Raw genomic sequence first — 23,340 nt, forward strand, 5'->3', positions numbered from 1 at the left:
CTGACTTCACATCGCAAACCGCCATTCAATCGGGTACCGAGATGGTCAACGTTTCCTTGATTTCCTCCATCACCACATAACTTTTCGACTGCACCGCGCCGGGCAACTGCAGCAGGATGTCGCCGAGCAGCTTCCGGTAGTCAGCCATTTCGCCGATGCGTGCCTTGATCAAATAGTCGAAATCGCCCGACACGAGATGGCATTCCAGCACCTCAGGGATCTTCTGAACCTCGCGCCGGAACTGGTCGAACATGTTGCCGCTCTTGTGGTCCAGCGTGATCTCGACGAACACCAGCAGCGCAGCGCCCAACTCAGCGGGGTTCACACGCGCGTGGTAGCCGGTGATCACGCCGTCGCGCTCCATGCGCTTGACCCGCTCAATGCATGGCGTGACCGACAGCCCGACCTGTTCCGCCAGGTCTTTCATGGCCATCCGGCCATCCTGCTGCAAAAGCCGCAGGATCTTGTGATCGAGCTTGTCGAGTGCGCGGATCGGTTGGCGCTGTGTTCGCATAGTGTTTTTTCTGAAAATTCTGAAAATACAATAACAAAACCTGCCTGACTGTTAATAGTATAGCGATTAACACTGGGCGATCCGCGTTATACCTCGTGAATCGACGTGAGTCGGAAAATTCCAACGAATCGACGAGCGTATTGCCCTTCAAACTTTCTTGAATACCTGGAGCAGCTATGCGAGTCGTCGTCTTGGGCAGTGGCGTTGTCGGAGTCACGAGCGCGTATTACCTGGCCCGCGCTGGCCATGAAGTGACCGTGATCGACCGGGAAGCCGGTCCGGCGCTCGAAACCAGTTTCGCGAACGCCGGTCAGATTTCGCCGGGCTACGCGTCGCCTTGGGCCGCCCCCGGCGTGCCGCTGAAGGCCGTCAAGTGGATGTTCCAGAAACACGCGCCGCTCGCGATCCGACTCGACGGCACGCAATTCCAGTTGCAGTGGATGTGGCAGATGCTGCAGAACTGCACGTCGTCGCGCTATGCGGTGAACAAGGGCCGGATGGTGCGCCTCGCGGAATACAGCCGCGACTGTCTGCAGGCATTGCGCGCGGAGACGGGCATTCAATACGAAGGGCGCACGGGCGGCACGCTTCAGGTGTTTCGTACCCAACAGCAATTCGACGGCGCGGCAAAAGATATCGCCGTGTTGAAGGAGGCCAATGTGCCCTACGAGTTGTTGTCGCCGTCTGAGCTTGCTCAGGCTGAACCGGCGCTTGCGGCGGTGTCGCACAAGCTGACTGGCGGCCTGCGTCTGCCGTGCGACGAAACTGGCGACTGCCAGATGTTCACCACGCGCCTCGCGGCATTAGCCGAAGAATTGGGCGTCAAATTCCGCTACAACACGCCGATCGACTCGCTCGCGATGGCGGGCGACCGTATCGCCGGCGTGCAATGCGGCGCGGATCTGATTCGTGCGGATTCGTTCGTGGTCGCGCTCGGTTCGTATTCGACGAAGTTTCTGTCTGGCCTCGTGAAGATTCCGGTTTATCCGCTGAAGGGTTATTCGATCACTGCGCCGATCGTCAACGAAGCAGCGGCGCCTGTGTCGACGGTGCTCGACGAAACGTACAAGATCGCGATCACGCGTTTTGACGACCGCATTCGTGTGGGCGGCATGGCGGAGATCGTTGGCTTCGACAAGTCGTTGCGCCAGGCGCGCCGCGACACGCTGGAACTGTGCGTGAACGATCTGTTCCCCGGTGGCGGCGATACGTCGAAGGCCACGTTCTGGACCGGTTTGCGCCCGATGACGCCGGACGGCACGCCGATCGTGGGCCGCACGCCAGTGTCGAACCTGTTCCTGAACACAGGTCACGGCACGCTCGGCTGGACCATGTCGTGCGGTTCGGGCCAGTTGCTGGCCGACGTGATGTCAGGCAAGCAGCCAGCGATCAAGGCGGATGATCTGTCGGTGCATCGCTACCTTGGCGAGACCGGCGGTGCGCACCGCCCGGCTTATGCCTGAAAGCAACTGACACCGGAATCGTCGTAATAAAAAACGGCGCCTCGAATATTCGAGGCGCCGTTTTCGTTTCCAAGCCAAGTTCAGCTTAAGCCAAGGTCGAAACCTCCGGCCGCAATCGCTGAAAAATCAGAATTGATCGTCCGACAAAGCCAGCACGCTCTCGCCGCCCTTCGCGCTGACAATCGACGCCTCCAGCGCCGACGCCTGCGGCAACACATGCTCCGCGTAGAACTGCGCGGTCGCGATCTTCGCGCCATAAAACGAAGGATCTTCATCGCGCTTCTGAGCGGCCACGAGCAACGCACGCGCCATCTGCCAGCCGCCCAGCACGACGCCCGCCAGTTTCAGATACGGCACACTGCCCGCAAACACCGCGTTCGGATCTGTCTTCGTGTTGGCCACGACGAAATCGACCACGGCGCTCAGCGAATCGTGGCCTTGCGCCAGATATTTCTTCATCGACTCAAACGCGGCGCCCTGTTGCGCACCTAACGCTTCGACGGTTGCGGCAACACCAGCGAGCAGCGCCTTCGCCACCTTGCCGCCGTCGCGCAAGGTCTTCCGGCCGATCAGGTCGTTCGCCTGAATCGCCGTCGTGCCTTCGTAGATCGGCAGAATGCGGGCGTCGCGGTAATACTGCGCGGCGCCCGTTTCTTCGATGAAGCCCATGCCGCCATGCACCTGCACGCCAAGACTCGTGACGTCGATCGACAACTCCGTGCTCCAGCCCTTCACGATCGGCACGAGATATTCGTAGATCGCCTGATGCTCGGCGCGGGTCGCTTCGTCCGCGTGTCGATGTGCAATGTCGCAATGCGCTGCGGCCACATACGCCAGCGCGCGCGACGCCTCGGTCAGCGAGCGCATCGTCGCGAGCATGCGACGCACGTCCGGATGCTGGATGATCGCCACCGACTGTTTCGCCGATCCGTCCACCGGACGGCTCTGCACGCGGTCTTTCGCGTACGCCACCGCGTGCTGGTAAGCGCGGTCCGACACGCCGACGCCCTGCATGCCCACCGCGAAACGCGCGGCGTTCATCATGATGAACATGTATTCGAGACCACGATTTTCTTCGCCGATCAGATGACCGATCGCGCCGCCGTGATCTCCGAATTGCAGCACCGCCGTCGGGCTCGCCTTGATGCCGAGCTTGTGTTCGATCGACACGCAATGCACGTCGTTACGCTCGCCGAGCGACCCGTCTTCGTTGATCAGAAACTTCGGCACGATGAACAGCGAAATACCCTTGACGCCTTCGGGCGCATTGGGCGTGCGCGCCAGCACGAGATGGGCGATGTTCTTCGCCATATCGTGCTCGCCCCACGTGATGAAAATCTTCGTGCCGAACAGCTTGAACGAACCATCGCCCTGCGGCTCGGCACGTGTGCGTACCAGCGCGAGATCGGAGCCGGCTTGCGGCTCGGTGAGGTTCATCGTACCGGTCCATTCGCCGGAAATCAGCTTGGGCACGTAGGTCTGCTTTTGCGCTTCGGTGCCGGCGGTGAGCAACGCCTCGATCGCGCCGTCGGTCAGCAGCGGACACAGCGCGAACGACAGATTCGACGCGTTGAGCATTTCGACGCAAGGCGTGCCGATCAACTTCGGCAGACCCTGGCCTTCGTAGTCGAGCGGATGCTGCACGCCTTGCCAGCCGCCTTCGGAGAATTGCCGGAACGCTTCCTTGAAGCCGGGCGTTGCCATGACCACGCCATCCTTCCAGCTACTCGGATTGCGATCGCCTTCGACGTTCAACGGCGCCAGCACTTCACCGCACAGCTTTGCCGATTCTTCGAGCACGGCCTGCGCCGTGTCCAGGTTCGCGTCTTCGAAACCTGGCAGCGTCGCGATCTCTTCGAGACCGGCCAGTTCTTTCATCACGAACAGCATGTCCTTGATGGGCGCCGTATAGCTCATTTCAGTTCTCCTCCTGCCTTGATATAAAAAAAGGGCGCTGGACTTGATCGGTCCTGCGCCCTTCGTGTGCTGCCAGACGCCTTTTACCCGACGCTACGGCGCGATGATGCCGCGATAATTAGCCGAGTTCGCTAACCAGTTCCGGCACGACCGTGAACAGATCGCCCACGAGACCGTAATCGGCGACGCTGAAAATCGGCGCTTCCGGGTCCTTGTTGATCGCGACGATGACCTTCGAGTCTTTCATCCCGGCCAGATGCTGGATCGCACCCGAGATGCCGACCGCGACGTACAGTTGCGGCGCGACGATCTTGCCGGTCTGGCCGACTTGATAGTCGTTCGGCACGAAGCCTGCATCGACCGCCGCACGCGATGCGCCGAGCGCCGCGTTCAGCTTGTCGGCCAGCGGTTCGAGAACCTGCGTGTAGTTTTCGCCGTTGCCCAGACCGCGGCCACCCGACACGATGATCTTCGCCGACGTCAGTTCCGGACGGTCCAGCTTCGTCACTTCGCGGCTGACGAATTGCGAGATGCCGCTGTCGGCTGCCGCTTCGATCTTCTCGACCGCTGCGCTGCCGCCTTCGGCTGCGACGGCGTCGAAACCGGTCGAGCGAACCGTGATGACCTTGATCGGATCAGCCGATTGCACCGTTGCAATCGCGTTGCCCGCGTAGATCGGACGCTCGAACGTGTCGGCGGAATCGACGGCGGTGATGTCGCTGATCTGCGCGACGTCGAGCTTCGCGGCGATACGCGGCGCGATGTTCTTACCGTAAGCGGTAGCCGGTGCGAGGATGTGCGTGTAGTCCTTCGCGATGTTCAGCACGGTCGCTTCGACGTTTTCCGCGAGACCCGCTTCGAGTTGCGGCGCGTCGGCCAGCAACACCTTGCTCACGCCAGCGATCTTCGCCGCCGCATCAGCAGCGGCTTGCGCGTTGTGCCCTGCCACCAGCACGTGAATGTCGCCGCCGATTTTCTGCGCCGCTGCAATCGTGTTCAGCGTCGCGGCCTTGATCGACGCGTTGTCGTGTTCTGCAATTACCAGATTCGTCATTTCGTCAGTCTCCCTCACAGCACCTTGGCTTCGGTCTTCAGCTTCTCGACCAGCGTCTTCACGTCCGGCACTTTCACACCGGCAGAGCGCTTCGGCGGCTCGGCGACTTTCAGCGTCTTCAGGCGCGGCGCAACGTCAACGCCGAGGTCTTCGGGCTTGATCGTTTCCAGCGGCTTTTTCTTCGCCTTCATGATGTTCGGCAGCGTCACATAGCGCGGCTCGTTCAGGCGCAGATCGGTCGTGACCACGGCCGGCAGCGTCAGCGACAGCGTTTCAGCACCGCCGTCGACTTCGCGCGACACCGTCGCTTTGCCGTCGGCGACGACCACCTTCGACGCGAACGTCGCTTGCGGCAGATTCGCCAGCGCGGCGAGCATCTGGCCGGTCTGGTTCGAATCGTCGTCGATCGCCTGCTTGCCGAGGATGATCAGTTGCGGCTGTTCCTTGTCGACCAGCGCCTTCAGCAGCTTCGCGACAGCCAGCGGCTGCAGTTCTTCAGTCGATTCGATCAGAATCGCGCGATCCGCGCCGATCGCCAGCGCGGTGCGCAGCGTTTCCTGCGATTGCGCGACGCCTGCGGACACGGCGATCACTTCGGTCGCGACGCCCGCTTCTTTCAGGCGCACGGCTTCTTCAACGGCGATTTCGTCGAACGGATTCATCGACATTTTCACGTTCGCGATATCGACACCCGTGCCGTCCGATTTCACACGGACTTTCACGTTGTAATCGACCACTCTCTTGACTGGCACCAGGATTTTCATGCACACGCTCCAAAGTTACGAATACGTCAACCCAACGAACATTATAACGACTGCCCTTATGACAGCCTTCTCGCGGGCGCTTTAGCAGGAGGATATCGCTCCTCAGTGGCGTGACGGCAATATCGAACGATCGTTCTATTTTAATCTCGAAAAAACCCGGGCGACAACCCCGGGTCCCGACTTATGACTCTAATTTCGCATTGCCGTCTTGTCTTGCTGTGTCTGTTGCTGCGTCGGTAAGCCGGCGGCCTACCAGGCGGTGATCACCGAGCCGCCGAACTTCGTGTCGATAAACTGCTTCACTTCGGGCGAATGATACGCCGCGACCAGTTTGGCCACCCACGGCTTGTTCCGGTCGGCTTCGCGGATCGCGATGATGTTCACGTACGGGCCCTTCGGGTCTTCGATCGCGATCGCGTCCTGCTTCGGCTTCAGACCCGCTTCCATCGCAAAGTTCGTGTTGATGGCGGCGGCGTCCACATCGTTCAGCGAGCGCGGAATCTGCGCGGCGTCGAGTTCGACGATCTTCAGCTTCTTCGGGTTATCGACGATGTCGAGCGGCGTCGCCTTCAGACCGGCGTCGGCGCGCAGCTTGAGCAGGCCGAGCTTTTGCAGTAGCAACAGAGCGCGGCCGCCGTTGGTCGGATCGTTCGGCACCGCGATTTTCGCGCCCGGCTGCAATTCCGCGAGCGTCTTCACTTTCTTCGAATAGACGCCCATCGGGTACGTGACGGTATCCGCGATACGGATCAGCTTGTAGCCGCGATCCTTGACCTGCGCCTGCAAGTACGGGTCGTGCTGATAGCTGTTCGCGTCGAGATCGCCGCCGGCAAGCGCCGCGTTCGGCTGCACGTAGTCGGAGAACTCGATGATCTTGATGTTCAGCCCGTTCTTCGCCGCGACCGTCTTCACGACTTCCATGATCTGCGCGTGGGGACCGCCGGTGACACCGACCTTGATCGTGTCGTCGGCGTGGGCTGCCGTCGCGAACAGCGACGCGGCGCCGAACGTGGTGAACAGCGCAGCCGCCAGCTTGAGGATGAAACGACGTTGCATGATGGACCTTTCTGAGTGGCTCTTTAGCGGGTTCCGATAACCCTTGTTGATTTATTTATGGCTCAGACGACGCACGAGCCAGTCCCCGAACGACTGCACGAGTTGCACGAACACGATCAGGATCACGACGACGGTCAGCATCACTTCCGGCAGGAAACGCTGATAACCGTAGCGGATGCCGAGATCGCCCAGCCCGCCGCCGCCGATCGCACCCGCCATCGCCGAATAGCCGACCAGCGACACGAACGTGATCGTCAACCCGGCGACGACGCCCGGCAGCGATTCCGGCAACAGCACCTTGAAGACAATCTGGCTGGTGGTCGCGCCCATTGCCTGCGCGGCTTCGATCAGCCCGCGATCCACTTCGCGCAGCGCGGTTTCGACCAGCCGCGCGATGAACGGCGCGGCGGCGATGGTCAGCGGCACGACCGCAGCCGCCGTCCCGATCGACGAACCCACCACCAGACGCGTGAACGGAATCACCGCGACCAGCAGGATGATGAACGGCGTCGAACGGACCGCGTTGACGACCACGCCCATCACGCGATTCAGCGCGACGTTTTCCAGCACACCCTGACGGTCGGTCAGATACAGCAACACGCCGAGCGGCAAGCCCACCACCGCGCCGACCAGTCCGGAAATGCCCACCATCACGAGCGTTTCCCAGAACGACTGGACGAACATATCGAACATTTCACTCAACATGCGAAAGCTCCTCCACCACCACACCCTGTTCACGCAGATACGTCAGCGCCTGCGCCACCTTCGTCGGTTCGCCGCCCGCGAGCACCGCGAGCGAGCCGAACGCCTGCCCCTGGATCTCGTCGATCTGGCCGTGCAGGATGTTGAAGTCGAGTTCGTAGCGGCGAATCGTTTCCGACAAAATCGGCTGATCGACACCCGAACCGGTGAACGCGAGGCGCAGCAGGTGGCCGCTGCCCGTCTTCAGACGTTCGGCGACGCGCGCTTTCATCGCAGGCGGAAGCGCCTGCGCGATCACGTCGCCGATCAGCGCGCGCGTGACTTCGTGATGCGGCTGCAGGAACACGTCGATCACCTTGCCCTCTTCGACCACACGCCCCGCGTCCAGCACGGCCACGCGATCGCAGACCTGCTTGATCACGTCCATCTGGTGCGTGATCAGCACGATCGTCAGGTTCAGTTCGCGGTTGATGCGCTTGAGCAGGTCGAGAATCGCCCGGGTGGTTTCGGGGTCGAGCGCGGACGTCGCCTCGTCGGAGAGCAGCACTTTCGGCTTGCTCGCGAGCGCGCGCGCAATGCCGACGCGCTGCTTCTGGCCGCCGCTGATCTGCGCCGGATAACGGTCTTTCTGCGCCGACAGACCGACCAGGTCGAGCAGCGGCAGCACGTTCGCCTCGATTTCATCGCGCTTCATGCCGGCAAGTTCGAGCGGCAACGCGACGTTCTCGTACACGGTACGCGACGACAGCAAATTGAAGTGCTGGAAGATCATGCCGATCTCGCGGCGCGCTTCGCGCAATTGCGCGGCGGGCAGCGTGGTCAGATCGCGTCCGTTGACGACGATATTGCCTTCGGACGGGCGTGTCAGCAGGTTGATGGTGCGCACGAGCGTACTTTTGCCCGCACCGCTGCGGCCAATGATGCCGAACACCTCGCCCGCCGGGATCGACAGATTGACGTTGTGCAGCGCCTCGACCCAGCCCCGGGGCCCAGCGAAGCGCTGGGAAACATTGCGTATTTCGATCATGGAAAAACGAAACGGCGGAGACTGTCCGCGAGCGTTGTACGCTCCCGACAAGCGGCCGCCGTTGCTTTTATTGGGATTTGAGGCGGCAATTCTACCGCAGCGCCGACATTCCCTTTAATAATCAATTCCGATCTTTTCATAACCTGTGAGCATTAGAGGGAGGTTAAACGCGAGATGTTCGCGCATCGGGCGCGACTGCGACTATGATCGGGCCACCCAAAAAATCAGGATACGCCGTGATCATGGAGACATCTCGAAATAGCTCAGGCAGCAACGGCGATGCGCGCACGAGCGGCGTCAACGTGGGCCGCAACACCGCCGTGCTGCCGCGCTCCTCGGTGACGACCGCCGACGGCGTCGACCTGCCGCTGTATCGCTGGCCGGCCATCGGGCAGACGCGCGCCACGGTCGCGCTGGTGCACGGCCTGGCCGAGCACGCCGGACGATATGCGGCGCTGGCCGCAAGGCTGAACGCGGTCGGCATCGAGCTGGTCGCCATCGATCTGCGCGGTCACGGCCATGCGCCCGGCAAGCGGGCGTATGTGAAGCGTTTCGACGACTATCTGCTGGACGCCCAGGCTCTGCTCGACGAGGCCGCGCAAAGTTGCGTCCCGCTCTTTCTGATGGGACACAGCATGGGTGGCGCGGTCGCCGCGCTCTACGCAATCGACCGGCTCGAAGCGACGGGCCGCCGCCTGAACGGCCTGATCCTGTCGAGCCCGGCGCTTGCGCCCGGACGCGACGTGCCGGGCTGGATGCTCAAGTTGAGTCACGTGATCAGCCGCCTCTACCCCGGCTTTCCGGCGATGAAAATCGACGCCGCGTTGCTGTCGCGTCTTCAGCCGGTGGTGAACGCCAATCGCAACGATCCGCTCGTGCATCACGGCGCGATTCCGGCGCGCACGGGCGCGGAGTTGCTGCTGGCGATGGCGCGCATCGAACGTGGACGTGCAGCGCTGCGCATACCGCTGCTCGTGTTTCACGGCACCGAGGACAAACTCACCGAGCCCGAAGGCAGCCGCGAATTCGGCGAGCATGCGGGGTCGCCCGACAAGACGCTCACGCTGCACGAAGGCAGTTATCACGAGACGATGAACGATATGGATCGGGACCGGGTGATCGGTGGGTTGATCGACTGGATCGAGAGGCGGCTGGTTCGGGCGTGAGGGACGCTAGCTCTTGGGCAACGGAATCGAGCGCAATGGCTGCTGCCCGGGGGCGATGGTCACGATAGTCACGACCGTCGCGCTTGCGTGACGCAGCACGCGATAGCAGAAGCGCTTAGCGCTTCCAGTCCGGCGCCCGCTTGTCGATAAACGCCTGCACGCCTTCCAGCGCCGAGTCGTCCATCATGTTGCAGGCCATCGTTTGACCGGCGAGTTGATACGCCGCTTCAATCCCCATCTCGAGCTGACGGTAGAACAGCCCCTTGCCCGCGCTCACCGCCTCGACGGGTTTCGCGCAGATGCTGGCGGCGAGCCTGGCCAACTCCGTATCCAGCGCATCTGACGGAACGACGCGGTTCACGAGGCCTTGCTGCTTCGCTTGGGTGGCATCGATGAAATCGCCGGTCAGCAGCATTTCAAGCGCCGCCTTGCGCGACAGATTGCGCGACAACGGCACCGAAGGCGTCGCGCAAAACAGCCCAAGGTTCACACCGGACACGGCAAAACGCGCAGTATCCGCCGCGACCGCCAGATCGCACATCGCGACCAGTTGACAGCCCGCCGCCGTCGCAATGCCCTGCACTCTTGCGATCACCGGTTGCGGCATCCGCTGGATCGTCAGCATCAGTTTCGTGCAGCGGGCGAATAGCGCCTGGTAATAAGCCAGCGACGGCGCCGCGCGCATCTCCTTCAGATCGTGTCCCGCACAGAACGCACGGCCCGCTGCGGCGATCACGACCACACGCGCGTCGCTGGATTGCGCGATTCCGTTCAACGCGTTTTGCAACGCGTCGAGCAATGCTTCGGATAACGCGTTGAAAGCGTCGGGCCGGTTCATCGTCAGACTCACGACGCCCTTGACGCCGTACGCGTCGTGTTCGACCTCGACCAGCGAGGCGTTGCGTGCGTCGTTAGCGTTCATGGCTGGCTCCTCTTTGCTCTCATTACGTTTGCCCCGACCCCGCGGCGCGCACGCCGGCTCAGATTCCCGCCAGCGACCGCACGTGCGCGACCACGCTGCGCCCGAGCGCCGACAGGTTATATCCGCCCTCCAGGCAACTGACGATCCGCCCGCGCGCATAGCGTTTCGCGATCTCGCGCATCTGATCGGTGATCCACGCGTAATCGTCTTCGACGAGACCCATGTTGCCGAGGTCGTCTTCGCGATGCGCGTCGAAGCCCGCCGAGATGAACAGCATCTCCGGCTTGAAGTCATGCAGACGCGGCAGCCACAGCATGTCGATCGCCTCACGCACGGCCATGCCTTTCGAGCGCGCCGGCATAGGTACGTTGCACATGTTCGGCGCCTGGTTGTCGGCACCGGTAAACGGATAGAACGGATGCTGGAAGATGCTGCACATCAACACCCGCGGGTCGCCCGAAAATGCCGCTTCGGTGCCGTTGCCGTGATGCACGTCGAAGTCGATGATCGCGACGCGCTGCATGCCGTGCACGTCGAGCGCGTGACGCGCGGCAATCGCGACGTTGTTGAAGAAGCAGAAGCCCATCGCGCGAGCCGGCTCGGCATGATGACCAGGCGGGCGCACGCTGCAAAAGGCGTTGTCGTAACGGCCTTCGATCACCGCGTCCGTCGCCGCCACGGCCGCGCCCGCCGCGCGCAACGCAGCCTGCCAGGTATGCGGATTCATCGTCGTATCGGGATCGATCTCGGCGATGCCCTCAGTGGGCGAACGGCTGCGGATGTAATCGACATGCGCCTGCGTATGCACGCGGAGCAGCGCGGCTTCGTCGGCGAGCGGCGGCGACTCGCGCTCGATCAGCGAGTCGATGCGGCTTGCGATCAGTTGATCTTCGATGGCCTGCAGACGCGCGGGACATTCGGGATGCCATTGCCCCATGTCGTGCAGCAGACAATCGGCGTGGGAATAAAAACCTGTTGCCATGTTTTCTTCTGCGGCGCCGCGCGTTCGAAGCGCGCGCTGCGTGTCTCCATCCAGGGGAGCGCGCCCTCGGCGCGCCAACATTTATCAAGTTACCACACGACGTCGCGCCGAACGTGGCTGCGATGCGATGGCAATGCGGCACCGCCGCTGGGACTTTCCCGCAGTGTTAGACGCGGTTTTGCAGAAGGCGTCGGGTATACTGCCCCGAACCTTTTTCCCGTCTCTTTCGCTCTGCCTCTTTGCACACTATGACCGTCAAGCTTGCTCTGTCCGCACGAAACCGGCTACGCATCAGCACGCTGGCCACCGCATTGTCCGTTGCATCGTGCATGTTCATGGCAACCAGTCCGGCTGTCGCGCAAAGCGTCGGCAAGAAACCGCCGGTGCTGGTTGCGCAAGGCCAGCCGCAACCGGCCGCGCAGCAAGGGCAAACTTTCGAAGAAGAGATCATCCCGCAGCGCTACGCGAACAATCCCGACGTCAACGTGTTCATCGACGATATGGTCGCGCGCTACGACTTCGATCCGGCCGCGCTGCACGCGCTGTTTGCCGGTGCGAGTTATTCGGCGACCGCGGTCAAGCTCGTGACGCCGTCGCCGTCGCCCACGGTCAAGAACTGGCGTGTTTATCAGTCGCGTTTCCTCGATCCGGTGCGAATCAACGCGGGCGTGCGCTTCTGGCGCGCGAACCAGGCCACGCTGCAACGCGCGTACGAGGAGTTCGGCGTGCCGCCTGAGGTGATCGTCGGCATTCTGGGGGTGGAGACGATTTACGGCCGCTTCATGGGCAACTTCCGCGTGCTCGATGCGCTGACCACGCTCAGCTTCGACTACCCGGCTACCGCGAATCGCGGAGATCGTCAGGCGACCTTCCGCAAGAATCTCGAAGACTACCTGGTCTGGACGCGCGATTCTCAAATCGATCCGACCACAGTGCTCGGTTCGTACACGGGTGCAATCGGTATTCCGCAATTCCTGCCGAGCAGCATCGTCAAATATGCGGTGAGCTATGACGGCAACAAACAGATCGACCTGCGCACGAATCAGGCGGATGCGATTGGCAGCGTAGCGAACTATCTGCGTCAGAACGGTTGGGAAAGCGGTCGGCCGGTAGTGTGGAAAATCGGCTCGGACGCGGGCAGTCTGGGCGTTGCGCAAGCTGCCGCCGATGGTCAGCCTGAACCGCGTTGGCCGCTCTCGCAATTGCTGCGCGCCGGCTTGCTGCTGAATCAGCCGGATGTCGATGTCGCGGCCGAAGCGGGCACGCCGGTGACGGTGGTGGATCTGCCGTCTCCGGGACGCGGCACCGAGTTCGTGCTGGGTCTGAAGAACTTTTACGTATTGACGCGTTATAACCGCAGTTTCTTTTATGCGCTGGCGGTTTATCAGTTGGGGCAGCGTATCAAGCAGCAGATGCAGGCCAGCGACGCGATGAATGCGATCAGCAACGGGAACGGCGCTTCGTCGAGCGCGGCTTCGCCTTCGCAATAGTTTGAATGGTAGGCGCCGGGTACGCCCCAGGCGTGAGTCGTACAAAAAAAGCGCCGGTCAGTTTTTAACTGACCGGCGCTTTTTATTTGACTACCGTGACGCTGACCGAACGGCCTACGCTTACGCAGGAAACACCCCGGTGGACAGATAACGGTCGCCGCGATCGCAAACAATGAACACGATCGTCGAATTCTCGACCTGGCGCGCGATACGCAGCGCCACTTCACACGCTCCGCCCGACGAGATGCCAGCAAAGATACCTTCGACCGACGCCATGCGCCGCGCCATTGCCTCAGCAGCCGCCTGGCTCACGTTCTCAACTCGATCCACGCGGCTACGGTCGAAAATTTTCGGCAGATAAGCTTCCGGCCATTTGCGGATACCCGGAATACGCGAACCCTCTTCCGGCTGCGCACCGATGATCTCGATCGCCTGATTCTGTGTCTTCAGATAAGCGGACACGCCCATGATCGTGCCGGTCGTACCCATCGACGAAACGAAGTGGGTGATGCGCCCTTCCGTGTCGCGCCAGATTTCCGGACCCGTGCCTTCGACGTGCGCCGCCGGGTTATCCGGGTTCGCGAACTGGTCGAGGATGATGCCCTTGCCTTCGCGCTGCATCTGCTCGGCGAGGTCGCGCGCGTATTCCATGCCGCCGGTGACGGGCGTCAGGATGATCTGCGCGCCGTAGGCGGCCATGCTCTGACGGCGCTCGACCGACAGATCTTCCGGCATGATCAGAACCATCTTGTAGCCACGGATCGCCGCCGCCATGGCCAGCGCGATACCGGTGTTGCCGCTGGTCGATTCGATCAGCGTGTCGCCCGGCTTGATACGCCCACGCGCTTCCGCTTTCTTGATCATCGACAACGCCGGACGGTCTTTCACCGACCCAGCAGGATTGTTCCCCTCGAGCTTGGCAAGGATCACGTTATTGCGGCTGCGGATTTCGTCGTCGGGAAGCCGGACCAGCTGCACGAGCGGCGTATTGCCGATCGTATCTTCAATCGTTTTGTAAGCCATATCGGTTCGGGTGCTGTCGCTGCGGGGAGTCTGCAATCTGTCGATTCTAAACTACCGTGCCCGTCGTTGCCGGGCGGCCCTGCTGCTCGCATGGATGCACGAGTCCGCTTGTCTCCCATGCTGAGCGCCGCGTCGACACGCGAAGACAGATTCAACGGGAACCGGATCGCAAAAAGCCCGCGGCTGAGTACCGCGGGAGCCAGTCATTTGCATGACAGCTGAAGGAGTGTGCTGCTTCACTCCGACCATGAAGGGGGAAACAAATGGCAGCGGGCCGCGGACGCAGCCCGCACGACGCTATTTCTTCACGACCACCGTGGGGTTGGCGGAGTTGGCTTTGGACGCATCGGCCGAAACAGTCGTGCCTTTGGCCTGTGAAGACGCCGCAGCCTGCGCGTTAGCAGCCGCGCCAGCCGGACCGACAGCGAGACCCTCCGCCTGCAGGCGCTCGACGGTATGCCCGCCCATGCCCTTGACGCGCTTGCCGAGGTCGGCCGGGTCCTTGAACGGACCATGCGCTGTACGCTCGTCGAGAATGGCTTTCGCTTTGGCCGGACCGATGCCCTTGATGCCGCGCAGCGCATCTTCGTTAGCCGTGTTGACGTCGACCGCCGCGTACGCGTGACCGAAGGCGGCCAGCATGGCCGCGGTAACCAGAATTTTTCGAAACATATGGAATCTCCCTCGTACAACCGGTTGGCGAACATCGTCAACCGGGAGATTCCAGTTTAAAGAGGTATCCGAATTATTTACACCTGGCCGAACAGCCAACGCACGTACCGGTCGACACCTTCCTGCACGCTCAGAAACGGCGCGTCATAACCGGCGGCGCGCAGCTTTGACTGGTCGGCTTGCGTGAAGCATTGGTACTTGCCGCGCAACGCGTCGGGGAACGGAATGTATTCGATCAGCCCGCGCTGAACCTGCTCCGCGAGCGGCAACGCCGGCTCGTTATTCAACGAGCGCAGCGTGTTGACCACCGTGCTCGCAATGTCGTTGAACGGCTGCGCGCGGCCGCTGCCGAGGTTGAAGATGCCCGACTTGTCCGGGTTGTCGAAGAAGAACAGGTTGACCTTCACGACATCTTCGACGGAGACGAAATCGCGCGTCTGCTCGCCTGCTGCATAACCGTTGTATTCGCCAAACAGCTTGACCTTCCCTTCGGCGCGGAACTGGTTGAAGTTGTGAAACGCGACCGATGCCATGCGCGCCTTATGCGTTTCGCGCGGGCCGTACACGTTGAAATACCGGAAGCCCGCAATCTGGTTTTTCGCGGTAGGCAGCACGCGGCGGATCACCTGGTCGAACAGGAACTTCGAATAGCCGTACACGTTCAGCGGCTGCTCGACTTCGCGCTCTTCGACAAAGCGGCTCGACCCACCATAAGTTGCCGCCGACGACGCGTACAGGAACTGGATGTTCTGTGTCTGGCAGACTTCGAGCACTTCGCGGCTGTAGCGGAAGTTGTTTTCCATCATGTAGCGGCCGTCGGTTTCCATCGTGTCCGAGCAGGCGCCTTCGTGGAAAATCGCGCGTACTTTGCCGAAGTCGCCGCGTTTGAACCGCTCGATAAAATCGTTCTTGTCGAGATAGTCGTCGATTTCGCAATCGACCAGATTCTTGAACTTGTCCGCGCGCGTGAGGTTGTCGACGGCGATGATGCGTTGTTCGCCGCGCTCGTTGAGCGCCTTCACGAGGTTGCTGCCGATAAAACCGGCCGCGCCGGTGACGATGAGAGTCATGATGGCCTGCTTAAATTGGTTTCAGCTGACGCCCCGCGAATCCCTCTTCATGCCGCCGGACGGCGCATATCGAAGGAACCCGGCGGGCTGCATCAATGAAAGAGTTCGTCGTAATCGACGGTGGCGGTGCCGAGTTTGCCGACCACGATACCGGCCGCGCGATTGGCGAGCCCGACCGCCTCGACCAGCGTGAGACCCGCGCCCAGCATGGCCGCGAGCGTGGCGATCACGGTGTCGCCGGCACCCGAGACATCATACACTTCGCGTGCTACGGCCGATGCGTGCAGGATGCCGTCGTCGGAGAAGAGCGTCATGCCCTCTTCCGAACGCGTCAGCAGCAGCGCCTTGAATTGCAGATCGGCACGCAGCTTCGACACGCGCGCGATCAGGTCTTCTTCCGATTTCCACTGACCGACCACTTCGCGCAATTCGGCGCGGTTCGGCGTGATCAACGTCGCGCCGCGATAGCGCTCCCAGTCGTCGCCCTTCGGATCGACCAGCACCGGTTTGCCCGCGGCATGCGCCTTCGCGATCATCTGCGTGACGTGCGTCAAACCGCCCTTCGCGTAATCGGACATCAGAATCACATCGTGCGACGGCAGCAATTCGTCGAATCGCGCGAGGCCCGCGAGCAGCACTTCGTGCGCGGGCGAGTTCTCGAAATCGACTCGCAACAGCTGCTGCTGACGCGACAGCACGCGCAATTTGATCGTGGTGAGCAACGCCGGATCGCGTTCGAGATGCGGCGTGACCCCACTCTCGTCGAGTAGTTGCACGATGCGCTCGCCCGGCTCGTCATGACCGACCACGCAGAGCAACCCAGCCTGAGCGCCCAGCGCGACCGCATTGCGCGCGACGTTCGCGGCGCCGCCGAGGCGGTCTTCCTGACGCTGCACATGCACCACCGGCACCGGCGCTTCCGGCGAAATACGGTTTACATCGCCGAACCAGTAGCGGTCGAGCATCACGTCGCCGACCACCAGCACGCGCGCGGCGCCGAGTTGCTGGCGCGGCACTACCGTGAGTTCCGGTGCCGGTGTGGATGCCGGAGTCGCGGGCACAGCGTCAGGCATTGGCCGGAAGTTCAGAGGGTTGGGCATAAGGGCGTCCAATCGAGTGATAGTCGATGCCGAGTTCGGTCATCGCGTCCGGTTCGTACAGGTTGCGGCCGTCGAAAATCAGCGGCGACTTCAGCACCGATTTCAGATGCACGAAATCCGGACTCTTGAATTCTTTCCATTCGGTCACGATCACCAGTGCGTCGGCGGCGGTGAGCGTTTCGTCCTGCGTGCCCGTGAAGGTCAGGCGCGCGAGCTGCTCGGGCGCGTCATGCAGATCCATCGCGAACACGCGGCGCGCTTCGTCCACCGCGACCGGATCGTATGCGCGCACGCTTGCGCCGCGCGCCAGCAGTTCCGCGATCACGCGACGGCTCGGCGCTTCGCGCATGTCGTCGGTATTCGGCTTGAACGCGAGGCCCCACACGGCAAATGTGCGGCCGCTCAGGTCTTCGCCGAGTTTGGCCGTGACCTTCTGGACCAGCACGTCTTTCTGCCTGTAGTTCACTTCCTCGACCGCTTCGAGAATACGCAGGTTATGACCGCTTTCGCTTGCCGTGCGGATCAGCGCCTGCACGTCCTTCGGGAAGCACGAGCCGCCGTAGCCGCAACCGGCATACAGAAAGTGATAGCCGATACGCGGGTCGGAGCCGATCCCGCGACGCACCGATTCGATATCCGCACCGACGCGATCCGCCAGATTCGACATTTCGTTCATGAACGAAATGCGTGTGGCAAGCATGGCGTTCGCGGCGTATTTCGTGAATTCCGCCGAGCGCACGTCCATATACAGCGTGCGTTCGTGATTGCGGTTGAACGGCGCATACAGGCGCTTGATCATTTCGCGCGCGCGCTGACCGGCTTCGTCTTCGTCGACGCCGAGCACGATGCGGTCGGGACGCATGAAGTCGTCGACGGCCGCGCCTTCCTTCAGGAACTCGGGATTCGACACGACCGAAAAGCGGTGCTGTTCGCTGTTGGCGAGACCGCGTTTGGCCAGTTCTTCCTCGACCACCGCGCGCACGCGCTGAGCCGTGCCGACCGGCACCGTCGACTTGTCGACGATTACCTTGAAGCCGTTCATCGTGCGGCCGATGTTACGGGCCGCTTCGAGCACGTATTGCAGATCGGCCGAGCCGTCTTCGTCGGGCGGGGTGCCGACGGCGATGAACTGCACGTCGCCGTGCGCCACGCTCGCTTCGATATCGGTCGAAAACGTGATGCGGCCAGCCGCGCGCGTGCGGGCGATGATTTCCTGCAAGCCCGGCTCGTGGATGGGCACGCCGCCGTTGTTGAGGATTTCGATCTTGCGCGGATCGACGTCGAGACAGAACACGTCATTGCCGATCTCGGCGAGACACGCACCAGTAACGAGGCCCACATAGCCAGTGCCGATGATGGTAATTTTCATACGCTTTCCGCTAGAAGATTTCGGTGATGATGCCGATGATGAACCCGTGGCGAATTCCGCCCGCGCCTTCGATGCCGCGCTCGCCCTCGCCTCGTCAAGGCACGGCGATGCGGCGCTGCGCGGCGACCGCACGGGTCAACGCCGGCGCGGTCGCAGGGGTCATCATGCCGTCCCGGTCAGCTCGATGCCGTAATCGGTTCGACGCGGCGGGGAGCGTAGGTCTCCCAACCGCTGCAGCCGGGGCATTGCCAGTAGAAAAGCCGCGCCCTGAAACCACAATTCTGGCACGTATAACGTGGCAGATTTTTGGTGCGCTGACGGATCAGCGTTCGCATCAGTTCAAGTTCGCTGCGTCGCGGTTCTTCCGCGACGGCTTGCTGTGCTTCGAGCAGACGCGTCATGCCCGCCAGATTCGGCGACTTCTGCATCTGCGCGCGCGCGAGCGCATGCGCCGCGTCGGGTCCGCGCAACGATGCGACGTGCTGATAGGCGACGTCGAGCAGATCATTGGTCGGATAACGGTCCACCCAGGTCGTCAGCAGATCGGCGCCTTCCTGCGCGCGGCCCAACGCCTCATAAGCCTTCATCAGCTTCTCGGCGACGAGCGGCAAGTACGCCGGATTCTGCTCCTCGACGCGCCGCCACTGCGCGATGGCCGCTTCCTGCGCCCCACCGGCTGCGTCGACATCGCCGAACAGAATCGTGGCGCGCACGTTGGTCTGATTCGCCTTGAGCGCGAAGCCGAGCTGACGGCGGGCCTCGTCCGGGTTTTTCTGCTGCAACGCTTCCTGCGCGAGTTCGCAGTGGAATTGCGCAATTTCCTTGTCGAGCGATTCGGCACCCATCGTTTCCAGATGACGGGCGGTGTCGATCGACTTCACCCAGTCCTTCTCGATTTCGTAGATGGTCAGCAGCGCGCGCTGTGCGCCCAACGCGTAGTCGCCGGTTTCGAGCGAGCGGAACGTTTCTTCCGCCCGATCCAGCAGACCCGCCTTCAGGAAGTCCTGACCCAGCTCGTACAGCGCGTGATCGCGCTCGGTGACCGGCAGGTCGGCGCGGCTCAGAAGATTCTGATGCACGCGGATCGCGCGATCGGTTTCGCCGCGTCGCCGGAACAGATTGCCTAGCGCGAAATGCAATTCGACCGTTTCGGGGTCGAGCTTGACCACTTCGATGAACGCGTCGATCGCCTGATCGGGCTGCTCATTGAGCAGGAAATTCAGGCCGCGAAAGTAGGAACGCGGCAGGTTGGCGCTTTCGGACAGCAGCGTCTTGAGGTCGTAGCGTGCAGCCATCCAGCCGAACGCAAACGCGACGGGTATGACAAGCAGCCACCAGAAGTCTAGATCCATGCGATTAATGCAAATGTGCTGGAAAGCAGGAACGGAAAGCCGCGCTCAAAGCGCGCGGCAGAAGAAATATCAGATCAGCGGCGGCATGGGCGGCTGCTCGACCACTACCGGGGTTTCACGCGCCACGCGCAATTCGCGCTTGAGCCGGCCGTTCTCCATGCGCAAGCGCACCACGGCAGGCATGGCCGACACCAGCCCAGCCAGCAACCCCACGACGAAGAACGCGAGGCCAATAAGAATCAAGGGCGCCGACCACGCATAGCCAGCGAGGAAATTCAGCGTAGCAGGTTGTGTATTGGAGAGTGCCAACACGAGCAGCAGCACGAACACCAGTACACGGATCAACCAGACGATAAATTTCATGAGTAGGTCTCTTGACGGCAATTGCGGAGTGACGCCGGCCTGATGACGCGTCGCGCCAGGGGTGTTGCCCGCGCCGAAGTGACCCGTATTGTAATTGAAGCCCTCGCGGCTGGGCAGGAACTGGCGGATAACGGCCTTACCGGAGTTGATCGTTGCTAACGAACGTATTCGGGCAACGGCTGGCCGTGCGGCTGCGCATTTTTCAACTGGCCGACGCGAGAACGCCAACCTGCGAGCCATAAAGCGAAATTCCAGGATAACCAGTCGCCAAACGTACAGACGAAAAAAAAGCGCCCTAAGGCGCTTTTTCTGGTCTTTTGCCGACTGTGGCTTTGGCCGCTGACGCTTTCAACGCTACGCTGCAAACCACACAGTGAAGCATTACAGATCGTCATCCGGCTCTTCGACCTTCAACGGCTCACCCGCGCGGCGATCTACCCGCTCGCGCAATTCCTTGCCCGGCTTGAAGTGCGGTACGTACTTCTCAGGTACCAGCACCTTCTCGCCCGACTTCGGATTACGCCCGACGCGGGAAGGACGGCGGTTGAGGCCGAAGCTGCCGAAGCCGCGAATTTCGATGCGATGACCGTTGGCAAGCGCCTCCGACATCGCATCAAGCATCGTCTTCACCGCGAAATCCGCATCTTTAAGAACAAGTTGCGGAAATCGCGTAGCCAGCTGGGCGACCAATTCCGATTTGGTCATACTGCAGCAGACCTCTCAGGCTTACTGGTTCTGGCCGTCGAGCTTGGCCTTCAACAGCGCGCCGAGGTTCGTCGTGCCGGTGGCAGCCGAGTTCGAGTCCGACGAAGCCAGGCCGCGGATCGCTTCCTGTTGCTCAGCCGAATCCTTGGCCTTGATCGACAGGTTGATACCACGCGACTTGCGATCGATGTTGATGATCATCGCGTTGACCTTGTCGCCTTCCTTCAGCACGTTGCGAGCATCTTCCACGCGGTCTTGTGCGATTTCCGAAGCGCGCAGGTAGCCTTCGACTTCCGTCGACAGCTGAACCACTGCACCCTTTGCGTCTACCGTCTTGACCACGCCGTCGACGATCGAACCCTTGTCGTTCATTGCAACGAAGTTGCTGAACGGGTCGCCTTCGAGTTGCTTGATACCCAGCGAAATGCGTTCCTTCTCGACGTCGATGCCGAGAACGATTGCTTCCACTTCGTCGCCCTTCTTGTACTTGCGAACTGCTTCTTCGCCCGTTTCCGACCACGACAGGTCCGACAGGTGAACCAGACCGTCGATGCCGCCCGGCAGACCGATGAAGACGCCGAAGTCGGTGATCGACTTGATTGCGCCTTGCAGCTTGTCGCCCTTCTTGAAGTTGCGGCTGAAGTCGTCCCACGGGTTCGGCTTGCATTGCTTCATGCCGAGGCTGATACGGCGGCGGTCTTCGTCGATTTCGAGAACCATGACTTCGACTTCGTCGCCCAGCTGCACAACCTTCGACGGTGCAACGTTCTTGTTCGTCCAGTCCATTTCCGACACGTGAACCAGGCCTTCGATGCCCGATTCAACTTCGACGAATGCGCCGTAGTCGGTGATGTTGGTGACCTTACCGAACAGGCGCGTGCCCGACGGGTAACGGCGCGAGATGCCTTCCCACGGATCGTCGCCCAGTTGCTTAATACCCAGCGAAACGCGGTTCTTCTCTTGGTCGAACTTGAGGATCTTCGCGGTAACTTCCTGGCCAACCGACAGAACTTCGCTCGGGTGACGCACACGACGCCATGCGATGTCGGTGATGTGCAGCAGGCCGTCGATACCGCCGAGGTCCACGAACGCGCCGTAGTCGGTGATGTTCTTCACCACGCCTTCCACGATCGCGCCTTCCTTCAGCGTTTCGAGCAGCTTTGCGCGCTCTTCGCCTTGGGTCGCTTCGATCACAGCACGACGCGACAGCACGACGTTGTTACGCTTGCGGTCGAGCTTGATGACGCGGAATTCCAGCGTCTTGCCTTCGTACGGGGTCGTGTCCTTGACCGGACGCGTGTCGACGAGCGAACCCGGCAGGAACGCGCGGATGCCGTTGACCATGACGGTCATGCCGCCCTTGACCTTGCCCGTGATCGTGCCGGTCACGAGTTCGTTGTTGTCGAGAGCCTTTTCCAGCGACAGCCACGAAGCCAGACGCTTCGCCTTGTCGCGCGACAGGATCGTGTCGCCATAGCCGTTTTCCAGCGCGTCGATCGCGACGGAAACGAAGTCGCCCGCCTGCACTTCTACCTCGCCCGCGTCGTTCAGGAACTCTTCGAGCGGGATGTAGGCTTCGGACTTGAGACCAGCGTTGACGACCACGAAGTTGTGGTCAACACGCACGACTTCGGCGGAGATCACTTCGCCGGCGCGCATGTCTTGCTTGGTCAGCGACTCTTCGAACAGAGCCGCAAAAGATTCGGTATTCGGGGTAGAGGTTTGCAGGTCGGACATAAAAATCGAAATTTGCATGGTTTCGCGGTGCCCGGCCGACCGGAACGGTCAGCAAAAACGGTCAAGAAAGCGAATGCCACGCGGGGTTAAGGGGTTAATACAACGCTTCACAACAAGCGTGAAGCACCTACTGACAACGGACTTCTACTGCGCCCGCGGCTGATTCAAACCACAACATCAACGCAACTTCAATCAGCCGTGCGGGACGAAAGCTTCATACCACTGCACCACTTGTTCGACCGCCTGGTCGACCGACAATGCCGAGGTATCAAGCAGCTTTGCATCCGCTGCGGGCTTGAGTGGCGCGGCTGCGCGCTGACTGTCACGCTCATCGCGCTCACGCAAATCCCGGAGCAAGTCATCCATATTAGCAGAAAATCCTTTTTGGATCAATTGCTTATACCGGCGTACCGCGCGGGCCTCGACGCTGGCCGTCATGAACACCTTCAGCGCAGCGTCCTGGAAGATCACCGTGCCCATATCGCGACCGTCGGCAACCAGCCCCGGCTCCTTGCGGAAAGCCCGCTGACGCGCCACCAGAGCGGCTCGCACGGGTGCGTGGACGGCAATCCCGGAGGCCCGGCTGCCCACTTCCTCTGCACGAATTTCCGCCGATACGTCGACGCCGTCGAGCTGCGCCAACCCCTCGCGAAAGGTGATGTGGAGGTCGTCGATCAGTTTGACAAGCGCGTCGGCGTCGTCCGGCGCGACGCCGTAGCGAATGCTCGCCAGAGCGGCGAGCCGGTACAGCGCGCCGCTATCCAGCAGGTGAAAGCCGAGGCTCGCGGCTACCAGCGCCGCCACGGTGCCTTTGCCGGAGGCACTCGGGCCGTCAATCGTAATGACGGGCGTCTGGTGAAAGGGACGGGTCGGTTTCATCGAAAAAGTCGCA

At 61.6% G+C, this 23,340-nt stretch carries 22 protein-coding genes; 3 read left to right on the forward strand and 19 right to left on the reverse strand.

Annotation, left to right across the window (positions count from 1 at the left end; all coding sequences use genetic code 11):
- Positions 1-25: 25 nt before the first annotated feature.
- Positions 26-514 carry an Lrp/AsnC ligand binding domain-containing protein gene (locus tag BLS41_RS13000; RefSeq protein ID WP_074765054.1) on the reverse strand — a complete coding sequence of 163 codons (489 nt, stop codon included), beginning with the start codon at positions 512-514 and terminating at the stop codon, positions 26-28.
- A gap of 176 nt (positions 515-690) precedes the next feature.
- Here BLS41_RS13000 and BLS41_RS13005 point away from each other — a divergent pair, with 176 nt between their 5' ends.
- Positions 691-1,977 (forward strand): D-amino acid dehydrogenase, encoded by a 1,287-nt coding sequence (locus BLS41_RS13005; RefSeq protein ID WP_074765056.1) that lies wholly within the window; start codon positions 691-693, stop codon positions 1,975-1,977.
- A 126-nt stretch (positions 1,978-2,103) separates the two neighbouring features.
- Here the strand turns inward: BLS41_RS13005 and BLS41_RS13010 are convergent, their stop codons facing one another.
- From BLS41_RS13010 to BLS41_RS13035, 6 genes are all read right to left on the reverse strand, one after another.
- Positions 2,104-3,894, reverse strand: coding sequence for an acyl-CoA dehydrogenase (locus tag BLS41_RS13010; protein ID WP_074765058.1), 1,791 nt, complete (start codon positions 3,892-3,894; stop codon positions 2,104-2,106).
- Between the two features lie 118 nt (positions 3,895-4,012).
- Positions 4,013-4,948: an electron transfer flavoprotein subunit alpha/FixB family protein gene (locus BLS41_RS13015; protein ID WP_074765060.1), complete on the reverse strand. Its 936-nt coding sequence runs from the start codon at positions 4,946-4,948 to the stop codon at positions 4,013-4,015.
- Between the two features lie 14 nt (positions 4,949-4,962).
- On the reverse strand, positions 4,963-5,712 hold the full coding sequence (locus BLS41_RS13020; protein WP_074765062.1) for an electron transfer flavoprotein subunit beta/FixA family protein: 750 nt from the start codon (positions 5,710-5,712) through the stop codon (positions 4,963-4,965).
- A gap of 249 nt (positions 5,713-5,961) precedes the next feature.
- Positions 5,962-6,768 (reverse strand): MetQ/NlpA family ABC transporter substrate-binding protein, encoded by an 807-nt coding sequence (locus BLS41_RS13025; protein WP_074765064.1) that lies wholly within the window; start codon positions 6,766-6,768, stop codon positions 5,962-5,964.
- 51 nt (positions 6,769-6,819) lie between these two features.
- A complete protein-coding gene (locus BLS41_RS13030) occupies positions 6,820-7,473 on the reverse strand; it encodes a methionine ABC transporter permease (RefSeq protein ID WP_074765067.1) in 654 nt (217 codons plus the stop codon).
- Positions 7,463-8,497 carry a methionine ABC transporter ATP-binding protein gene (locus tag BLS41_RS13035; RefSeq protein WP_074765069.1) on the reverse strand — a complete coding sequence of 345 codons (1,035 nt, stop codon included), beginning with the start codon at positions 8,495-8,497 and terminating at the stop codon, positions 7,463-7,465. Before BLS41_RS13035 ends, BLS41_RS13030 begins: the two co-directional genes overlap by 11 nt.
- A 242-nt stretch (positions 8,498-8,739) precedes the next feature.
- Between BLS41_RS13035 and BLS41_RS13040 the strand changes: the two genes are divergently transcribed.
- A complete protein-coding gene (locus BLS41_RS13040) occupies positions 8,740-9,663 on the forward strand; it encodes an alpha/beta hydrolase (RefSeq protein ID WP_074765071.1) in 924 nt (307 codons plus the stop codon).
- Positions 9,664-9,778: 115 nt separating this feature from the next.
- Here the strand turns inward: BLS41_RS13040 and BLS41_RS13045 are convergent, their stop codons facing one another.
- Positions 9,779-10,585, reverse strand: a complete 807-nt coding sequence (locus tag BLS41_RS13045; RefSeq protein WP_074765073.1) for an enoyl-CoA hydratase — start codon at positions 10,583-10,585, stop codon at positions 9,779-9,781.
- 58 nt (positions 10,586-10,643) lie between these two features.
- Entirely contained in the window at positions 10,644-11,567 is a 924-nt protein-coding gene (locus tag BLS41_RS13050) for a histone deacetylase family protein (RefSeq protein WP_074765075.1), read from the reverse strand.
- 248 nt (positions 11,568-11,815) lie between these two features.
- Between BLS41_RS13050 and mltB the strand changes: the two genes are divergently transcribed.
- Positions 11,816-13,057 (forward strand): lytic murein transglycosylase B, encoded by a 1,242-nt coding sequence (gene mltB, locus BLS41_RS13055; RefSeq protein WP_083379966.1) that lies wholly within the window; start codon positions 11,816-11,818, stop codon positions 13,055-13,057.
- 120 nt (positions 13,058-13,177) lie between these two features.
- On the opposite strand, the gene cysM is transcribed toward mltB, so the two are convergent.
- From cysM to cmk, 10 genes are all read right to left on the reverse strand, one after another.
- Positions 13,178-14,080 (reverse strand): cysteine synthase CysM, encoded by a 903-nt coding sequence (cysM, locus tag BLS41_RS13060; RefSeq protein ID WP_074765077.1) that lies wholly within the window; start codon positions 14,078-14,080, stop codon positions 13,178-13,180.
- Between the two features lie 297 nt (positions 14,081-14,377).
- Entirely contained in the window at positions 14,378-14,752 is a 375-nt protein-coding gene (locus BLS41_RS13065) for a ComEA family DNA-binding protein (RefSeq protein WP_074765079.1), read from the reverse strand.
- A 77-nt stretch (positions 14,753-14,829) separates the two neighbouring features.
- A complete protein-coding gene (rfaD, locus tag BLS41_RS13070; protein ID WP_074765081.1) occupies positions 14,830-15,822 on the reverse strand; it encodes an ADP-glyceromanno-heptose 6-epimerase in 993 nt (330 codons plus the stop codon).
- Between the two features lie 92 nt (positions 15,823-15,914).
- Complete coding sequence (rfaE1, locus tag BLS41_RS13075) at positions 15,915-16,922, reverse strand: D-glycero-beta-D-manno-heptose-7-phosphate kinase (protein ID WP_074765083.1); 1,008 nt, start codon at positions 16,920-16,922, stop codon at positions 15,915-15,917.
- Positions 16,888-18,291 (reverse strand): UDP-glucose dehydrogenase family protein, encoded by a 1,404-nt coding sequence (locus BLS41_RS13080; protein ID WP_074765085.1) that lies wholly within the window; start codon positions 18,289-18,291, stop codon positions 16,888-16,890. The genes rfaE1 and BLS41_RS13080 overlap by 35 nt, the downstream gene beginning before the upstream one ends.
- 176 nt (positions 18,292-18,467) lie before the next feature.
- Positions 18,468-19,643: a lipopolysaccharide assembly protein LapB gene (lapB, locus tag BLS41_RS13085; RefSeq protein WP_074765087.1), complete on the reverse strand. Its 1,176-nt coding sequence runs from the start codon at positions 19,641-19,643 to the stop codon at positions 18,468-18,470.
- Between the two features lie 69 nt (positions 19,644-19,712).
- Complete coding sequence (locus BLS41_RS13090; RefSeq protein ID WP_074765089.1) at positions 19,713-20,006, reverse strand: LapA family protein; 294 nt, start codon at positions 20,004-20,006, stop codon at positions 19,713-19,715.
- 381 nt (positions 20,007-20,387) lie between these two features.
- A complete protein-coding gene (locus BLS41_RS13095) occupies positions 20,388-20,711 on the reverse strand; it encodes an integration host factor subunit beta (RefSeq protein WP_074765091.1) in 324 nt (107 codons plus the stop codon).
- A gap of 21 nt (positions 20,712-20,732) precedes the next feature.
- Positions 20,733-22,466 (reverse strand): 30S ribosomal protein S1, encoded by a 1,734-nt coding sequence (gene rpsA / locus BLS41_RS13100; protein WP_074765093.1) that lies wholly within the window; start codon positions 22,464-22,466, stop codon positions 20,733-20,735.
- 174 nt (positions 22,467-22,640) lie between these two features.
- Entirely contained in the window at positions 22,641-23,327 is a 687-nt protein-coding gene (gene cmk / locus BLS41_RS13105; protein ID WP_074765095.1) for a (d)CMP kinase, read from the reverse strand.
- Positions 23,328-23,340: the final 13 nt, after the last annotated feature.

Source organism: Paraburkholderia fungorum (genome assembly GCF_900099835.1).
In the GTDB taxonomy this organism is placed as follows: Bacteria; Pseudomonadota; Gammaproteobacteria; order Burkholderiales; family Burkholderiaceae; genus Paraburkholderia; species Paraburkholderia fungorum_A.

Coding starts and splice junctions, on each gene's coding strand:
- BLS41_RS13000 (WP_074765054.1), bottom strand. CDS start 514: ATGCGAACACAGCGCCAACCGATCCGCGCACTCGACAAGCTCGATCAC.
- BLS41_RS13005 (WP_074765056.1), top strand. CDS start 691: ATGCGAGTCGTCGTCTTGGGCAGTGGCGTTGTCGGAGTCACGAGCGCG.
- BLS41_RS13010 (WP_074765058.1), bottom strand. CDS start 3,894: ATGAGCTATACGGCGCCCATCAAGGACATGCTGTTCGTGATGAAAGAA.
- BLS41_RS13015 (WP_074765060.1), bottom strand. CDS start 4,948: ATGACGAATCTGGTAATTGCAGAACACGACAACGCGTCGATCAAGGCC.
- BLS41_RS13020 (WP_074765062.1), bottom strand. CDS start 5,712: ATGAAAATCCTGGTGCCAGTCAAGAGAGTGGTCGATTACAACGTGAAA.
- BLS41_RS13025 (WP_074765064.1), bottom strand. CDS start 6,768: ATGCAACGTCGTTTCATCCTCAAGCTGGCGGCTGCGCTGTTCACCACG.
- BLS41_RS13030 (WP_074765067.1), bottom strand. CDS start 7,473: ATGTTGAGTGAAATGTTCGATATGTTCGTCCAGTCGTTCTGGGAAACG.
- BLS41_RS13035 (WP_074765069.1), bottom strand. CDS start 8,497: ATGATCGAAATACGCAATGTTTCCCAGCGCTTCGCTGGGCCCCGGGGC.
- BLS41_RS13040 (WP_074765071.1), top strand. CDS start 8,740: ATGGAGACATCTCGAAATAGCTCAGGCAGCAACGGCGATGCGCGCACG.
- BLS41_RS13045 (WP_074765073.1), bottom strand. CDS start 10,585: ATGAACGCTAACGACGCACGCAACGCCTCGCTGGTCGAGGTCGAACAC.
- BLS41_RS13050 (WP_074765075.1), bottom strand. CDS start 11,567: ATGGCAACAGGTTTTTATTCCCACGCCGATTGTCTGCTGCACGACATG.
- mltB (WP_083379966.1), top strand. CDS start 11,816: ATGACCGTCAAGCTTGCTCTGTCCGCACGAAACCGGCTACGCATCAGC.
- cysM (WP_074765077.1), bottom strand. CDS start 14,080: ATGGCTTACAAAACGATTGAAGATACGATCGGCAATACGCCGCTCGTG.
- BLS41_RS13065 (WP_074765079.1), bottom strand. CDS start 14,752: ATGTTTCGAAAAATTCTGGTTACCGCGGCCATGCTGGCCGCCTTCGGT.
- rfaD (WP_074765081.1), bottom strand. CDS start 15,822: ATGACTCTCATCGTCACCGGCGCGGCCGGTTTTATCGGCAGCAACCTC.
- rfaE1 (WP_074765083.1), bottom strand. CDS start 16,922: ATGCCCAACCCTCTGAACTTCCGGCCAATGCCTGACGCTGTGCCCGCG.
- BLS41_RS13080 (WP_074765085.1), bottom strand. CDS start 18,291: ATGAAAATTACCATCATCGGCACTGGCTATGTGGGCCTCGTTACTGGT.
- lapB (WP_074765087.1), bottom strand. CDS start 19,643: ATGGATCTAGACTTCTGGTGGCTGCTTGTCATACCCGTCGCGTTTGCG.
- BLS41_RS13090 (WP_074765089.1), bottom strand. CDS start 20,006: ATGAAATTTATCGTCTGGTTGATCCGTGTACTGGTGTTCGTGCTGCTG.
- BLS41_RS13095 (WP_074765091.1), bottom strand. CDS start 20,711: ATGACCAAATCGGAATTGGTCGCCCAGCTGGCTACGCGATTTCCGCAA.
- rpsA (WP_074765093.1), bottom strand. CDS start 22,466: ATGCAAATTTCGATTTTTATGTCCGACCTGCAAACCTCTACCCCGAAT.
- cmk (WP_074765095.1), bottom strand. CDS start 23,327: ATGAAACCGACCCGTCCCTTTCACCAGACGCCCGTCATTACGATTGAC.